The organism is Burkholderia arboris (assembly GCF_038723655.1).
GTDB lineage: Bacteria > Pseudomonadota > Gammaproteobacteria > Burkholderiales > Burkholderiaceae > Burkholderia > Burkholderia arboris.
In genome coordinates this window covers 3,229,290-3,246,155 of the sequence record NZ_CP109822.1, presented here as the reverse complement: position 1 = coordinate 3,246,155, position 16,866 = coordinate 3,229,290, and the positions used below count along the sequence as shown (strand labels likewise).

The following is a 16,866-nucleotide window of genomic DNA, read 5'->3' as shown; positions in this document are numbered from 1 at the left end:
CGGGGGCGTACGCCGAAAGTTACTTGACTGAGCCGGCTTTGGCAAACCGCGTGCGGCGGCGCGTCCACAGCCGGTGTGGGGATAACCCGCAGCGGTCATGCAGGCTTGTTACACTGAAATTCATTCCCGTCTGTGGACACTTGCTGACATGAAGCCCGAGTTGCTCGTCCTCATCGCATTGCGCGGCGACGCGCATCGCGAGATCGCCGCGTCGTTCGACGTGCGCCATGCTCCGACACCCGACGAACGCGAACGCGCGATCGCCGAACACGGCGGCGCGATTCGCGCGGTGCTGACCAACGGCAGCACGGGGCTGACTGCCGCCGAGATCGACCGGCTGCCGCAACTCACGTTCGTCAGCGCGCTCGGCGCGGGCTACGAGCACATCGACGTCGCGCATGCGAAGGCGCGCGGCGTCACGGTGGTCACGGGTGCGGGCACCAACGACGATTGCGTCGCCGATCACGCGTTCGCGCTGCTGCTCGCGGCGGTGCGCAACGTCGTGCAGCTCGATGCGAAAACCCGCGCGGGCGTATGGCGAGACGGGCTGCAGATGCCGCCGAACGTGTCGGGCAAGAAGCTGGGCATCGTCGGGCTCGGCAAGATCGGCGAGAAGTGCGCGCGTCGCGCGGCCGGCTTCGACATCGAGATCGGTTATCACAACCGTTCGCCGAAGGCCGTTCCTCACCGCTACTTCGACCGCGTCGACGCGCTCGCGCAGTGGGCCGATTTCCTGATCGTCGCCACGCCGGGCGGCGCCGGCACGCGGCACCTGATCGATCGCGCGGTGCTCGACGCGCTCGGCCCCGGCGGCTTTCTCGTCAACGTATCGCGTGGCAGCGTTGTCGATACCGCTGCTTTGGCGGACGCGCTGCGCGAACGGCGCATCGCGGGCGCGGGGCTCGATGTGTACGAAGGGGAACCGGAACCGCCGCGCGCGCTGACGGATCTCGACAGCGTCGTGCTGACGCCGCACATGGGCGGCTGGTCGCCCGAGGCGCTCGATCGTTCGGTGCAGCAGTTTCTCGACAACGCGGCGCGGCATTTCGCGGGGCAGCCGGTGCTGACGCCGGTGTGATCGCCGGAAAGCGCGCGGGCGCGAATCAGTCCGCCTGCCTGCAGAATGTCCAGTAGAAATCCGGCAGGTTCGCCGGCTTGTCGGCATCGAGGTCGATCCAGGCGAACTGGTTGTGCTCGTCGCTCAGGACGATTGCATGACGATCGACCTGGCACTGGAAGCACACGATGAGCACGCGCTTGCCCGGCACGACCTCGCACGAACGGCTGGCCACGTAGCGGATCGCCGAGGCGACGATCCCGCATTCTTCTTGCACTTCGCGGATGACGGCTTCTTCGAGCGATTCGCCTGCTTCGGGCCAGCCGCCCGGCAACTCCCATTCGTCGCGCGGATTGCGCAGGAACAGGACCGAGCGTCCGTCGCGGACGATGGCTTTGGCGCTGAGGGGGATCATGCGGGTTCACCGGAGAGGTTCGACTTCCGCAGCCTAACGCAGGTGTCCCGTTCTTGCAGCGATCCCCCGCCCGCGCCGATGAGCGCACGGACGGGGGAGGCAGTGCCGTTACGCCGGCAGCCGGCGTGCGGCTACGCGCCCGTCGTCGACGAAGCCAGCGGCACCGTCACCGACGTGCCGGCCGGATCGAGCGTCAGGCCCGTGCCCGGCGTCGGCCGCAGCGTCGCTTCGTAGTCGCTGGAGAGGACAACGAGCCCCAGCCGGTGGCCGGCTTCCAGCTTGTAGTCGCGCGGCATGAACGTCAGCTTCAGGTCGTACGGCATGCCGGGCAGCACGGGTTGCGACACCCAATCGGACAAGCGGTTGCGCGGGTCGGTCCAGGCACGCGTGACGATCGTGGCCGTGCCGTCCGGTGCGCGATCGACCAGCAGCGCGGTCACGTTGGCCACCCCGGTGAAGGTCAGCCTGACGCGTGCGGTCGCGGAGCCGGAGAGGCGCGTGGCGGCCGTCAGCGGCGCGGTTTCGAAGCGGCTGCGGTTTTCGCCCGTCGGTGCGTTCGCCAGCGTGAGCGCGGGAATGCGCGCATCGTCGGTGAAGCGCGTGAGCGGGCCACCGGTCGGCAGTCGCAGCAGCGTGCCGGTGCCGGCGCCGTCGCCGCCCGCGAAGTACGTGACCGGCGTCGCGCGGCGTGCGGCCCAGTCCGCTTCCTTCAGCAGCGTGCCGTCGGCCTGCTCGATCACCGCGCGCGGATCGCGTTCGACGCCGTTGTTGTAGCCGATCAGGTAGCGCGTGAACCACCGGTTGACCTCCGCGGTCCACGCTTCGCCCATCGCCGGCACGCGCGTCGGGTCGGTGTGCTTCAGACGGTGCAGCCACAGCTGCGTCGGCACGCCCTGGCGACGCATCGCGAGATACCACGACGTCGACTGGTCGACGCGCACGTTGTCGTCGGTCAGCCCCTGCGCGACGAGTGCCGGTGCCACCGCGAATCCCGTCGGGATGTCGCGCGCGGCCCAGAACGGCGAATAGTCGCCGGTCTTGCGGTCTTCCTGCTGCAATGCTTCGTCGATCAGGTGCGTGCAGCGCTCCGGATGCGCGTTCGTCAGCAGCGCCTTGATGTACACGTCGACATCTTCGCCCTGATAGCCTTCCGGCGCGCGCACGAGGCCGCCCGAGCGGTAGTAGCCGTACATGTTCGTCAGCCCGGCGATCGGCACGATCGCGTCGAGCCCGCGCGTGCGCAGGCTCGCGACCATCTTCGGCAGCGTGCCGTCGTACGATACGCCGTACATGCCGACGTGGCCCGTCGACCAGTTCGCGACGACCGTCTTGCCGTTGGCGTCCTTCGCGGTCGCGTCGCGGCCGAGCCAGCGGATCACCGATGCCATCGCGACCGATTCGTCGCGCGTCAGGATCGTCGGGCAGCCGTCCGAGCCGGCGGTGCCGAGCGAATCCGCGTAGACGATCGTGAAGCCGCGCGGCACGAAGTAGCTTTCGATCCACGAGCGGCCGGCGGCGGCCGCTTCGACCTGCTGCAGCATGCGCGACTGCGGCGCGGCGGCCAGGATGCGCGTGGACGCCGAGGCCGGTGCGCCGGCGGCCGCGGCCGGATGCGGCGTGCCGTCGAGCTCGACGTCGACGTTGTGGTCGGGGCTGTCGGCGAGCCCTGCGTAGTACGGGCTCGCAAGCACGATGACCGGCGTACGCGCGCCGTTCGCGGTTTCGGACGGCCGCACGATGCGCACGTGGATGCGGTCGCGCGTGCCGTCGCCGTCGGAATCGACCGGCGTGTCGACCCACGCGTTTTCCTCGATCGTGCCGCCCGACAGCGACGGCTGCACCTGGCCGTTGCTGATCACCGGCTTGTAGCGTCCGTTGCTGGCCGGATTCGCGTACGGGACGCCGGACGGCGACACGTGCGACGCGAGCGACTGCGCATCGGCCGCCGCGGCGGCGGCTCCCTGCTGTTGACCCTGCGCGAGTGCGGATACCCCCGCCACGCTGCCGCCGTCGTCGCCGCCGCACGCGGCGAGCGTCGTGGCCGCCACGAGCGCGGGAAGCCACGCGCGCCGGAATCCGGTTCGATGAATGTTCATTGAATCGACCTCGTCTCTTGTGATTGTCTGGAACCGGCGCGGCTCGCGATACGCCCCCTGCGGCCTGACCGGGTACTGCGTCGGATGAAACGGAACTGCACCATCAAAACCGGCGGGCGAGACGCACGGGGTCTCGCCCGGTGCCGGCACGCGTCACGCGATGCGCAACGCGGCCGGGGCCGGGGCGATCGCTTTGCCCCGGGCGGAATTCGTCAGGGCGGCGTCGGCACGAAGTAAATGCAGGAGTGCGAATCAAATGCGGGCATGCCCGAGCTTCCTTCAGGTTTCGGATGAAACGGAACGGCACGATGCGATGAGGCGGGAATGTTGCGAACGGCGGTGCTGCAACGGCAGGAAAGCGCGACGCGAGTCGGCACGGCTGGCCGGATTGCTTTCCGGAAGCTTGCGCAAAAGTTATCTCAGTGAAATGTCCGTGTCAAACTTTTTTAGTGTGGGTCAAACAAAGTTTTGGCATACCAGCGGCATGCCGTCTCAACTTCCCCGGAATCCGTCCGTAAACAGGAAAAAACATTCTGAAAGGAGAGAGAGGGCATGACGATTTCGGTCACGGCGGCGGGCGGCCTGTCGCTCGCGCAGCGGGCGCAGGCGGCGCTCGACGGACGCCAGGAGATGGACGCGACAGCGTCCGGCAAACCGCAGGACCCGCCGATCGGCATCCGGGCGCTGGATCCGGAAGCGATGCAGGCGGCGCTGACGAGACAGTTGTCGATGGTGGGCGACCTGACGATGAAGCTGCGCGGCGTGACCGACGCACTCGCGACGAGCATGCAGGACATCGTTGCGAAGCGCCCGGATCTGGCCGATGCGCAATTCGACTTCATGACCGACAACGGCCGGATCAAGGTCGTGTCGAAGACGCTGACGGACAGCGATCGCACCTGGGTCGAGTCGACGCTGAACGCGAACGCCAGTCTGGTGCTCGCGACGCGCGATTTTCACCAGCAGGCCGTCGATATCGCCGCGCAAGGCGCGGCCGTGCGCGGCGATACGTTCACGGACGGCGATCGCGCGGCGGCCAGCCAGGGCGCCGACGCGCGCTTCCAGTTCATGAGCCTGCTCAACCGGTCGGTCGCGGACAACCCGCCGCCGGTGCCGCCCGGCGGGCACTTCACCGCGCAGGACGGCACGGCGCTGACGATCGACGCATCGGCCGGCAGCGCGCGCGGCACGCTCGCGCTGCTGAACACCGCGCGCCAGTTGTCGTCGGGCGCGGCGATCTTCGTCGACCGGTCCGGCGAGAAGTCCTATGGCATGCGCATGGAGCTGTTCGGTGTCGGCTTCGACGTGCTCGCCGGCTACACGCCGGATGGCAGCAACAGCGTCGGCTTCCACGAGATCGCGTAACGCCGCGCCGGTTGCGCCTATTCGTCGCGCAGCGCTTCGGCTGGCCGTACCCTGGCGGCGCGCCAGCTCGGATACAGCGTCGCGACGCACGACATCAGGAACGCGGCCGACGCGATCTCGAGCACGTCGACCGCCGAGAGCTTCGACGGCAGCGAACTGAGGAAGTACACGGACGGCGTCAGGAAGCGGATGCCGAGCAACTGCTCGATCGCCGGCAGCACCCACGGGATGCTGACCGCGATCGCGCAGCCGAGCGCGACGCCCGCCAGCGTGCCGGCGAGGCCGATCGTCATCCCCTGGATCGCGAAGATCTTCATGATCGACCGGGGCGGCGCGCCGAGCGTGCGCAGGATCGCGATGTCGCCCTGCTTCTGCGTGACGGTCATCACGAGCGACGACACGAGGTTGAACACGGCGACCGCGACGATCAGCATCAGGATCAGCGACAGCATCCGTTTCTGCAGCCGCTCGGCCTCGAACCACGTGCGGTTCTGCCGCGTCCAGTCGCGGATATAGAGGTCGCCCGACAGCGTGCGCGACAGCGCCAGCGCGATCTCCGGCGCGCGCTGCAGGTCGTCGAGACGCAGCCGGATGCCGGTCGGTGCACGCACGTTGGACAGCTTCTGCGCGTCGCGGATGTGGATGTACGCGAGCGCGCTGTCGTACTGGTAATGGCCCGATTCGAACGTGCCGACCACGTTGAACTGGCGGAACTGCGGCAGCGCTTCGCCGATGCGCGCGGTGTTGCCGGGCGCGAAGAACGTGATGCGGTCGCCGATCTTCACGTGCAGTGCGTCGGCGAGCGCCGAGCCGAGCACGATGCCCATCTCGCCCGGCACGAGCGCGTCGAGGCGGCCGGTCTTCAGCTTGCGCGCGATCTCGGACACGCGCGGCTCGAGCACGGGGTCGATGCCGCGCAGCGCAACGCCCGTCACGCTGCCCGCGTTCGTCAGCAGCGCCTGCGCGTCGACATAGGGCGCGACCGCGCGCACGGCCGGGTTCTGCAGCGACTCGTGCGCGGTCAGCCGCCAGTCGGGCATCGAGCCGGACGGCGAGAAGATTTCCACATGCGCGAGCACCGACAGCATCCGGTCGCGCACTTCGGTCCGAAAACCGTTCATGACCGACAGCACGACGATCAGCGCGGCGACGCCGAGCGCGATGCCGGCCATCGCGGCGCCGGCAATGAACGACACGAAGCCGTCGCCGGCCGAGCGCCGGCCGCCGCGCGCGTAGCGCAGCCCGATCTGCCATTCGAACGGGAGTTTCAAGCGGTTTCCTTTCATTTCGATTCGATCCTGCCGAGCCGCGCATTCTAGCGAACGCGGCGCGGCCGCGTGCAGAGGTCGCGCGCGCCGGACCCAGGCCCGTCCGACCGGCCGGTCATCTGGCGGCGTTGCGCGCCGGCACGCCGATATTTCCATCGTTTCGGGTCTGATCGATAATGGCGGCCAGCATCCGGTCGAACATACCAAGCAATACGGCGCAACCGGGCCGCGCCGTCACAGACCCATAACAATTCGGGGAAGGTTGCCGCGTCGGGCAGCATGTCCTTGACAAGGAAATAACAAATGGATTTGCTGCGCTTCCTGCTGCTTCTGCCGATTCGCGTCGCAGGCTTCGTCTGGTGGCTGCTCGGCTGCGCGCTGCGGCCGCTGGTCGGCGACGTGTCGTGGACGGCGCCCGCGTGGATGGGCACCACCGCCGCGGCCGTGCGCCGCCGTCCGTGGCATGCGGGCGGCCTCGTGCTGCTCGCGGCCGCGCTCGGCTATGGCGGGTACTGGTTCAAGCACCGCCCGAAGCCGCCCGAGCCCGAAACCGTCAGCTTCACCGTGAAGGCGCCGGCGATCACCACCTATGAGGTGGACGATACCGACAAGCCGAAGATCACCGTGCATCCGCTGGAAGTCGTGTTCGCGCAATCGGCCGCGCCGATCGAACGGGTCGGCAAGCCGGCCGGCGACGGCATCGAGATGACGCCCGCGCTGAAGGGCGCGTGGGAGTGGGTCGACGACAAGACGCTGCGTTTCACGCCGGCGGCCGACTGGCCGGTCGGCGCGCACGTCGAGGTGCGTTTCGCGGTGCATCGCGTGTTCGCGCCGCAGGTGATCATGCGCGACGATCGATTCGCGTTCGACCTGCCGGCGTTCGCCGCAACATTCGGCAACAACGAGTTCTACCAGAACCCCGACAATCCGGCGGAGAAGCAGGCGCTGTTGCAGTTGCACTTCAACTATCCGGTCGATCCGGCCGAATTCGAGAAGCGCATCGGCCTCGTGCTGGTCGGCCGCGACGGCAAGACCGCGTCGCCGCTGCGCTACACGGTCAACTACGACAAGATGAAGACGAGCGCGTGGGTCTACTCGCAGCCGCTCGAGATCCCGCGCGATCCGCTGTCGGTGCGGCTCGACGTCGACAAGGGCGTGAAGAGCGCGCGCGGCGGCAACGGCACGCCGGACGTGCTGCATGCATCGGTCGGCGTGCCGGGGCTCTACAGTTTGTCGATCGGCAACGTCGCGCCGACGCTCGTCGACAACGAGCGCTACGAGCCCGAGCAGGTGCTCGTCGCCGAAACGTCCGACGGCGTGCGCAGCGTCGATCTCGCCGCACGCGCGAAGGCATGGGTGCTGCCGAAGCGCAAGCCCGGTGTCGAGCAGTCGGACGACGATCCGCCGTACGAATGGAACGTGGCCGACATCAGCGACGCGGTGCTGAAGCAGTCGAAGCCGCTGCCGCTCGAAGCGGTGCCGACCGAGAACGATTTCGCGACGCTGCAGAGCTTCAAGTATCACGCGACACCGGGCGACCGCGTCGTCGTGCGGTTCGAGGGCGACCTGAAATCGGCCGGCGGCTACCTGCTCGGCAAGCCCGTGACGAGCGCGTTCACGGTGCCCGACTATCCGAAGCTGCTGCGCTTCATGGCCGATGGCTCGCTGCTGTCGATGAGCGGCAGCAAGCGGCTGTCGGTCGTGTCGCGCAACCTGCCGGGGATGAAGGTCGAGATCGGCCGCGTGCTGCCCGACCAGATCCAGCATCTCGTGAGCTTCAACAACGGCACGTACGCGCGGCCGGAGCTGTCCTATTCGTTCAGCGAGGACCACATCGTCGAGCGCTTCGTGCAGACGCGCGCATTCCCGGCCGGCGAGCCCGGCAAGGCGCATTACGAAGGCATCGATCTCGGCCAGTACCTGAAGGGCGGCAAGCGCGGCGTGTTCCTGCTACACCTGTCGCAGTACGACCCGGCGGCCGAGAAGAAGAAAGCCGACGATGCGAAGGACGGCGATGCATCGTCCGGCGACGGCAGCCAGGATCAGTCCGGCGATGCCGATTCGGGCGACAGCAGCGGCAATGGCGACAACAGCGACAGCGCACTCGGCGACACGCGCCTGATCGTCGTGACCGATCTCGGGATGCTGGTCAAGCGTTCGCTGGACGGCAGCCAGGACGTGTTCATCCAGTCGATCCGCACCGGCAAGCCGGTTGCGGGCGCAACCGTGTCGGTGCTCGCGGTGAACGGCCAGGCGCTGTTCACGCAGACCACCGGCGCCGACGGCGTCGTGCATTTCCCCGCGTTCAAGGGGCTCGACCGCGAGAAGCGTCCGCAGCTGTACGTCGTGAAGAAGGACACCGACCTGTCGTTCCTGCCGGTGGCGGGCCGCGATCGCCAGCTCGACTTCTCGCGCTTCGACGTCGACGGCGAACGCAACGCGACGGGCCAGGGGCAGCTGTCCGCGTACCTGTTCTCGGATCGCGGCCTGTACCGGCCCGGCGATCCGTTCCACATCGGCCTGATCGTGCGTGCGGCCAGCTGGGCGCGCAGCCCGGCCGGCGTGCCGCTGCAGGCGGAGATCGTCGACCCGCGCGGGATCACCGTCGAGCGCAAGCCGGTGACCGTCGACGCGACGGGTTTCACCGAGCTCGGCTATACGACCGCCGAAACGGCGCCGACCGGCACGTGGACGGTCAACCTGTATATCGTGAAGGACGGCCAGCCGGGTGCCGAACCGATCGGCAGCACGACCGTGCAGGTGAAGGAATTCCTGCCCGACCGGATGAAGGTCGACGCGAAGCTGTCGCAGCAGGTCGTCGAAGGGTGGGTGAAGCCGAAGGGGCTGAAGGGCATCGTCGATGCACAGAACCTGTTCGGCACGCCGGCCGAGAAACGCCGCGTCGCGGCGACGCTGACGCTGCGTCCCGTGTGGCCGTCGTTCCGTAGCTGGCAGGGCTATCACTTCTTCGATGCACGCCGCGCGAAGGAGGGCTATACGACGACGCTGCAGGACGGCACGACCGACGACCGCGGCCATGCCGAATTCGATCTCGATCTCGACAAGTACGCGGACGCGACCTACCAGCTCTACTTCCAGGCGAAGGCGTATGAAGCGGAAGGCGGGCGCAACGTCGCCGCGAACGCGCAGACGCTCGTGTCGAACAACGACTGGCTGGTCGGCTACAAGTCGGTCGACGATCTCGGCTACGTGAAACGCGCCAGCCCGCGCACGGTGCGGCTCGTCGCGATCGACCCGGTCGCGAAGGCGATCGACGTGAAGGACCTGCGCGCGCAACTCGTCGAGGAACGCTACGTGTCGGTGCTGACCAAGCAGGATTCCGGCGCGTACAAATACGATTCGCGGCTGAAGGAAGTGCCGGTCGACGAGAAGCCGCTGTCGATTCCGGCGGCCGGGCTCGACTTCGCGCTGCGTACCGACAAGCCGGGCAGCTATGCGCTCGTGATCCGCCGCGCGGACGGCACCGCGGTGAACCGGATCGAGTATTCGGTCACCGGCGCCGCGAACGTCACGCGCTCGCTCGACCGCAACGCCGAGCTGCAGGTGAGCCTCGCGAAGCACGACTTCAAGCCGGGCGAGCAGGTGGAAATTGCGATCCGCGCGCCTTACGCGGGGAGCGGCCTGATCACGATCGAGCGCGACAAGGTGTATGCGCATGCGTGGTTCCATGCGGATACGACGAGCTCGATCCAGCACATCACGGTGCCGGCCGGTTTCGAGGGCAACGGCTACATCAACGTGCAGTACATCCGCGATCCGTCGTCGGACGAGATCTTCATGAGCCCGCTGAGCTACGGCGTCGTGCCGTTCTCGGTGAACCTCGACGCGCGCCGCAACGCGGTGAGCGTCGATGCGCCGGCGCTTGTGAAGCCGGGCGACACCGTCAACTTCACCGTGCATTCCGCGAAGCCGGCGAAGGTCGTCGTGTTCGCGGTCGACGAAGGCATCCTGCAGGTCGCACGCTACAAGCTCGGCGATCCGCTGAAGTTCTTCTTCCGCAAGCGGATGCTCGAAGTCGGCACGTCGCAGATCCTCGACCTGATCCTGCCGGACTTCGAGAAGCTGATGGCGATGGCCGCACCCGGCGGCGACGCCGACGATGCGATCGGTCGCCAGTTGAACCCGTTCAAGCGCAAGCGCGACAAGCCGGTCGTCTACTGGTCGGGGATCGTCGACGTGAACGGCGATACGCGCCTGAGCTACACGGTGCCCGACTACTTCAACGGGAAGCTGCGCGTGATGGCCGTGTCGGTGTCGCCGGACCTGGTCGGCACGTTCGAAGGCGCGACGACGGTGCGCGGCGATTTCGTGTTGTCGCCGAACGTGCCGACGACGCTCGCGCCGGGCGACGAGGCCGACGTCAGCGTCGGTGTCGCGAACAACCTGACGGGCGTCGGCAACCAGCCGGTGCCAGTGGCGGTCACGCTGAAGACGGGCCCGCAGTTGCAGGTGATCGGGCCGGCGACGCAGAACGTCGCGCTTGCGCCGCAGCATGAAGGCGTCGCGATGTTCCGCGTGAAAGCGACCGAGACGCTCGGCTCGGGCGCGCTGTCGTTCGGCGCGCGCTACGGCGCGAAGGGCGCTCAGCAGCGCGTCGACGTATCGGTGCGGCCGGCCGCCGCGTTCCGCACGCAGCTCGACATCGCACGCGTCGATCCGGGCAAGAAGGCGAGCGTGCCGAACCTGCGGTCGATGTACGACGCGTATGCGTCGCGCGACGCGAGCATCTCGACCGCGCCGCTGGTGCTGTCGGAAGGGCTGTCGTCCTATCTCGTCAACTTCGACCACTACTGCAGCGAGCAGATGGTGAGCGCGGTCGTGCCGCGCGTGTTCGCGGCGAAGTGGCTGTCGGTGCGCGCGCTGACGAGTGCGATGCATGCGCCGGAAGCCGGCGCCGATGCGGCAAACGCGACCGCGATCACGCAGTTCCTTGACGTGCTGCGCGGCCGGCAGAACGCGCAGGGCGGTTTCGGGTTGTGGAGTGCAACGCCCGATGCCGATCCGTTCGTGTCAGCGTATTCGATGCACGTGCTGCTCGATGCGCGCGATCGCGGTGTGGCGGTGCCGAAGGACATGCTCGACGCGGGCAATGCGTATCTGCAGAAGCTCGCCGCGAACGATTCGCTCGGCTCGCTCGACCTGCTGCGGCAGCGCGCGTATGCGGTGTACCTGCTGACGCGCCAGGGCAACGTGACGACCAACAGTCTCGCGGCCGTGCAGAAGCGGCTGCAGGATGCGTATCCGAAAGACTGGAAGAACGATCTCGCGGCGGCGTGGCTCGCCGCGTCGTATCAGTTGCTGAAGCAGGACAAGGAGGCCGCCGCGCTGATCGCGGGCCCGCAGGCGTTGCTCGAGCGCAAGCGCGCGTCCGACGGCGACTACGTGACCGGTTACTACATCGACCCGCTGACGCGCGACGCGAGCGTGCTGTACCTGCTCGCGAAGCACTTCCCGGAACGCGTGAGCAAGCTGTCGCCGCGCGCGATGGACAACATCGCCGCGCCGCTCGTCGACAACCGTTACAACACGCTGTCGTCGGCAATGACGATCCTCGCGCTCGACGCGTATGCGGCGTCGAACGCGGGCCAGCTCGACCAGCTCGCGATCGACGAAGTGCGTGCGGGGGCCGGCGCGAAGGACGTGTCGTCGATCCAGGCGAACCTCGTGCGTTCGGGCACGTGGGCGGCCGGCGCGTCGCGCGTCGACTTCGTGAACGGCAGCGCGTTGCCGGCGTGGTGGATCGCAAGCCAGTCGGGTTACGATCGCGGCACGTCGACGAAGGCGATCAAGAGCGGGCTGGAGATCGTGCGCGACTACACCGACACGAACGGCAAGCCGCTCGACAAGATCACGCTTGGCCAGGAGATCGACGTACACCTGAAGATCCGCGCGACGGGTTCGGCGAGCGTCGGCAACGTCGCGATCGTCGATCTGCTCCCGGGCGGCTTCGATCCGGTGATCGCGCCGCCACCCGTGACCGACGCGCAGGAGGGTGACAGCACCGGCGGCGGCGCGCCGGCGCCGGTGGCCGATGCGCCGTGGCGTTCGCCGATCGGCGTGACGGGGTCGACGTGGCAGCCGCAGTTCGCGGATGTGCGCGAGGACCGCGTGGTGATCTACGGCACCGCGACGACCGACGTGCGCGAATTCGTCTACCGGATCAAGGCGAGCAACGCGGGCCGCTTCATTGCGCCGCCTGCTTACGGCGAGTCGATGTACGACCGCCGCGTGCAGGCGCAGGCGCCGGGCGGCGCGGCGCTGACGGTGGAGCGCGTGCGATGACGGCGCGGCTGCAGCGGCGTGGCAGGCCGCGCCGAAAGCGAGGAGCACCCGCGCGTGGCTGAAGCACCCATGCTCCGGCGCGCGCTGCACGGCGCCGGCCGCTGGCTGCATCGCTGGCAGAACTGGCTCGTCGGCGTGCTGCTCGTGTTCGGCATGCTGGCCGCATGCCGGCTGTGGCCGCATCCGCCGTTGCGCGACTGGAAGCCGTCGTCGGTCGCGGTGACGGACGCGCAGGGCCGGTTGCTGCGGCTGACGCTCGCGAAGGACGACCGCTACCGGCTGTGGGTGCCGCTCGACCGGATGTCGCCGCAGCTCGTCGAAGCGGTGATGCTGCACGAGGACCGCTGGTTCTGGTGGCACCCGGGCTTCAACCCGTACGGGCTCGCGCGCGGCGCGTGGATCACGTACGTACGCGGCGGCAATCCGCAGGGCGGCTCGACGCTGACGATGCAGCTCGCCCGCTCGCTGTGGAAGCTGAACACGCGCACGCCGGCCGGCAAGCTCGCGCAGGTCGCGCGTGCGATGCAGCTCGAACTGTTCTACTCGAAGCGGCAGATCCTCGAAGCCTATCTGAACGACGCGCCGTACGGCCGCAACGTCGAAGGCGCGGGCACCGCGAGCGTTGTCTATTTCGACCGGATGCCCGATGCGCTGACGCTGCCCGAAGCGCTCGCGCTCGCGGTGATTCCGCAGGACCCGGCGCGGCGCGTGCGTGGCGGGCAGGACGAGATCAACCGCGCGCTGGCGGCGTCGCGCAACCGGCTGTATGCGCGCTGGCTGACGGCGCATCCGGGCGATGCGTCGCTGAAGCCGCTGTTCGCATTGCCGCTCGCGATGCGGCCGCTGTCCGCGCTGCCGTTCGACGCGCCGCATGCGGTTGCGCAGGCGCTCGCCGCGCGCAGCGCGTGGCGCGCGACGTCGGGCGGCGCGGCGGACGACAGCGATGCCGGCGCGCGGCTCGCGACGACGCTCGACCTCGACCTGCAACGCACGCTGGAGCGGCAGATCGCACGCTATGTCGCGCGCAACGATACGCGCGGCGTGCGCAACGCGGCGGCCATCCTCGTCGATACGCGCGACATGGGCGTGAAGGCGCTCGTCGGCTCCGCGAACTTCTTCGACCGCTCGATCGACGGGCAGGTGAACGGCACGCTCGCGCGGCGCTCGCCGGGCTCCACGCTCAAGCCGTTCATCTATGCGCTCGGTTTCGACCAGGGTGTATTGCATCCGCAGACCGTGCTGCGCGACGTGCCGACTTCGTTCGGCCCGTACGCGCCGGAGAATTTCGACGGTCACTTCCTCGGGCCGATCACCGCGACCGATGCGCTGAACCGCAGCCGCAACGTGCCGGCCGTGTGGGTCGCGTCGCAGCTCAAGTCGCCCGACCTCTACCAGTTCCTGCAGGAAGCCGGCGTGCGCCGGCTCGCGAGCGCGCAACACTACGGGCTCGCACTCGTGCTCGGCGGCGGCGAAGTGACGATGCAGGATCTCGCGGCGCTGTACGCGATGCTCGCGAATCGCGGCGAGTTCCGGCCGCTGCGGCTGCGCGCGGACGAGCCGGCGCTGCCCGGCCGGCGCCTGCTGAGCGCCGACGCGAGCTACATGACGATGGACATGCTGCGCCAGCACTTGCGCCCCGACGAGACGAGCGGCGCGCAGCCGTCGAGCGTGCCCGTGTACTGGAAGACCGGCACGTCATGGTCGTTCCGCGATGCGTGGACGGCCGGCGTGTTCGGCCCCTATGTGCTGGTCGTGTGGGTCGGCAACTTCGACAATTCGACCAATACGGCGTTCGTCGGCGTCGATGCGGCCGCGCCGCTGTTCTTCCAGGTCGTCGATGCGCTGAATGCGGAGCGCACGCTCGTCGAGCCGCCGCGCGCGGTGCCGCCGCGGCTGAAGCGCGTGCGGATCTGCCTCGCGAGCGGCGATCTGCCGAACGAGTGGTGTCCGCAGCAGGGCTGGACGTGGTTCATGCCGGGCACGTCGCCGATTCGCGTGAGCACCGTGCACCGGCCCGTCGTGATCGACGACGCGACGGGGAAGGCCGCGTGCCCGCCGTACGACGGCAAGCGCACGCATACGGAAATCTTCGAGTTCTGGCCGTCGGATCTGCAGCAGGTGTTCGCGCAGGCGGGCATTCCGCGCCGGCGGCCGCCGCAGAATGCGGACTGTCGCGAGGCGGGGCAGGTCGAAGGCGATCCGCCCCGCATCACGTCGCCGCTGCGCGGCAGTACGTATGCGATGCGGGTGAAGCGCACGGAGGAGACGCGCATCGCGTTCAACGCCACGGCCGATGCGAGCGCGCATGCGTTGTACTGGTTCGTCAACGATGCGTATGTCGGCAGCAGTACGCCGGGCGATGCGCTGTTCTGGCAGCCGCGGACGGCCGGCAACTATACGGTGCGGGTGGTCGACGATCACGGGCGCAGCGATCAGCGGCCGTTGGGCGTGGGGTTGGAGCAGTAGGGGGCGGCAGTGCTTCCTTTGCTGCGTTTTTCAGTTATCCGCTTTCGGCTATACCGGAGTGACCATGACGCACCCTGTTTCGCAATCCGTCGACGGCTTGGCACGGCACACGCGCGCCGTCGCGCTGGTCGCGCTGATCCTGGGAAGCGCCGGCACGGCCTTCGCTGGCCAACTCGAGGATGCTGACAGGGCGTTTCAGCATGCGGACTACGCAACAGCCTTTGCACTTTGGCGCCCGCTTGCCGAACACGGCAACGCACGAGCGGAAGTCGGTCTGGGCAGGCTCTACGACTCCGGATTTGGCGTGCCAAAAGATCACGCGCAAGCCACCGTCTGGTTTCAGAAAGCCGCGAATCAAGGTGACGCCGAAGGCGAATGCATCGTCGGTCTGGGAAATGTGATTGGGGCCGGCGGCCAGCCTCAGGATGTTTCGCGGGGAGTGGCCCTGATGAAGAAGGCCGTCGATCACGGAAATGCAGGATGTGCAACTCAGATCGGAGAACTCTATCGAAACGGTTTGTTTGGCGTACCCAAGGATCACGTCGAGGCAGTCGCATGGCATAGACGTGGCGCGGAGATGGGGGATGCGCTTGCCGAAAGGCGACTGGGGACAGACTATGAGCTCGGCATTGGCGTGCGTCAGGATTCCATGCTGGCTGCATACTGGCATGGAAAATTTGTAGAACACGTGCGCAAAGAGGCTGATCGAGGCGATGCCGTTGCGCAACTGATCTTGGGCGAATCCTATCAATGGGGCGGATCGGGCCTTGTCACGGACAAGGCTGCGGCCATGTATTGGTGCAAAAAGGCGGCGCAACAGAAGAGCCGCGTTGCAGATTCCGCCAAGCAATGCGTCGCGCAGATCGAACGGGCATCATTCGCTACCGAGTCAAAGTGACGATCGCGTTGGCGTCGTGAATGGCGGATCTTTGCGCTCCTCGATCGCGGAACGGGGCGGCAAGCGTCAACCGGAGGAACCGGCGCTCGCCTTGACGCGCGTCCCGTCACCCCAGCTCGAACGACGTCACCCCGAACACACGATCGATCGCAATCGCGGGTGCGCGTTGCGTATACATCCGCGCGGTTTCGAACACGCTCGTCATGCCGTGCCGTTCCGCCAGCGCAACGGCCGCGGGATTCGTTTCCGGTACGTCGAGCACGATGACCTCGCCGGGCATGCGTGCCGCCAGCGCACGAAACAGCCCGGTGGCGACATCTGCGTCATCGGCGAATAACGGGCCGATCTTGCAGCCGGCCTCGCAGCGTCGTATGACACCGTATCCGGCGATACGGCCGTCATCGACAGTTGCGAGCGCAATGGCATCCGGCTGCGCAATCCACGCCGAGATGAAAGGTTCGCGCGCGGCGGGGAAACACTGGCGATCGTACGCGAGCAATTGCCCGAGCGGCACATCGGCCGCCGCAGTCACCAGCGCGCATCCGATACCGCTCACAAGCCCCTGATAGCGAATGTTGCGATATGCGAGCCGGAAGCCGGATTTCCGGTAGTTCGCCTGCTGCGCGACGACGCCATCGAGTCCGATGTTGCGTTCTCCAAGGTAGCGCATCCCGTGCTGCCAGATCCGCATGCCGAAGCCTTGGCCGCGAAACCCGGGTTTGACGATGTAGAGGCCGATGAAGCCGAAGCGGTCGTCGTAGGCGACGGCGGCGAGGCATGCGACCGGTTCGTTGCGCCAGACGCCAACGAAGAAGCCGGCCGGGTCGGCTTCCCTGAAGCAGGGCGGGTCATGCAGGCCGGGGTTCCAGCCTTCCGCGGCCGCCCATTCGACCGACAGGGCGACCTCGTCGGCCGACATGGTGCGCACGATGAAGTCTTCGTCTCGATCCATGGTTCGCCCTCGCGCTGCTGACCGAATCATCATAGTCGCGGGGGCG

The 16,866-nt window shown here is 67.8% G+C and carries 9 protein-coding genes; 5 read left to right on the top strand and 4 right to left on the bottom strand.

Annotated elements, in window-relative coordinates:
- Positions 1-148 precede the first annotated feature (148 nt).
- Positions 149-1,078, top strand: coding sequence for a 2-hydroxyacid dehydrogenase (locus OHZ10_RS31990; RefSeq protein ID WP_059239130.1), 930 nt, complete (start codon positions 149-151; stop codon positions 1,076-1,078).
- 25 nt (positions 1,079-1,103) lie between these two features.
- Here OHZ10_RS31990 and OHZ10_RS31985 read toward each other — a convergent pair whose 3' ends face one another.
- Both OHZ10_RS31985 and OHZ10_RS31980 read right to left on the bottom strand, forming a co-directional pair.
- On the bottom strand, positions 1,104-1,472 hold the full coding sequence (locus OHZ10_RS31985; RefSeq protein WP_059239132.1) for an NUDIX domain-containing protein: 369 nt from the start codon (positions 1,470-1,472) through the stop codon (positions 1,104-1,106).
- Positions 1,473-1,603: 131 nt separating this feature from the next.
- Positions 1,604-3,568: a Xaa-Pro dipeptidyl-peptidase gene (locus tag OHZ10_RS31980; RefSeq protein ID WP_342705350.1), complete on the bottom strand. Its 1,965-nt coding sequence runs from the start codon at positions 3,566-3,568 to the stop codon at positions 1,604-1,606.
- Positions 3,569-4,120: 552 nt separating this feature from the next.
- Between OHZ10_RS31980 and OHZ10_RS31975 the strand changes: the two genes are divergently transcribed.
- Positions 4,121-4,933: a hypothetical protein gene (locus OHZ10_RS31975; protein WP_342705349.1), complete on the top strand. Its 813-nt coding sequence runs from the start codon at positions 4,121-4,123 to the stop codon at positions 4,931-4,933.
- Between the two features lie 17 nt (positions 4,934-4,950).
- On the opposite strand, the gene OHZ10_RS31970 is transcribed toward OHZ10_RS31975, so the two are convergent.
- Positions 4,951-6,219, bottom strand: a complete 1,269-nt coding sequence (locus tag OHZ10_RS31970) for a lipoprotein-releasing ABC transporter permease subunit (protein WP_342705348.1) — start codon at positions 6,217-6,219, stop codon at positions 4,951-4,953.
- A gap of 285 nt (positions 6,220-6,504) precedes the next feature.
- Between OHZ10_RS31970 and OHZ10_RS31965 the strand changes: the two genes are divergently transcribed.
- The 3 genes from OHZ10_RS31965 to OHZ10_RS31955 all read left to right on the top strand — a co-directional run bounded on the left by OHZ10_RS31965 (position 6,505) and on the right by OHZ10_RS31955 (position 15,868).
- Positions 6,505-12,504 (top strand): MG2 domain-containing protein, encoded by a 6,000-nt coding sequence (locus OHZ10_RS31965; protein ID WP_342705347.1) that lies wholly within the window; start codon positions 6,505-6,507, stop codon positions 12,502-12,504.
- Between the two features lie 54 nt (positions 12,505-12,558).
- Positions 12,559-14,970: a penicillin-binding protein 1C gene (gene pbpC / locus OHZ10_RS31960; protein WP_340625719.1), complete on the top strand. Its 2,412-nt coding sequence runs from the start codon at positions 12,559-12,561 to the stop codon at positions 14,968-14,970.
- 64 nt (positions 14,971-15,034) lie between these two features.
- Complete coding sequence (locus OHZ10_RS31955) at positions 15,035-15,868, top strand: tetratricopeptide repeat protein (protein WP_342705346.1); 834 nt, start codon at positions 15,035-15,037, stop codon at positions 15,866-15,868.
- 106 nt (positions 15,869-15,974) lie between these two features.
- Here the strand turns inward: OHZ10_RS31955 and OHZ10_RS31950 are convergent, their stop codons facing one another.
- Positions 15,975-16,820, bottom strand: coding sequence for a GNAT family N-acetyltransferase (locus tag OHZ10_RS31950; RefSeq protein ID WP_342706010.1), 846 nt, complete (start codon positions 16,818-16,820; stop codon positions 15,975-15,977).
- Positions 16,821-16,866 lie beyond the last annotated feature (46 nt).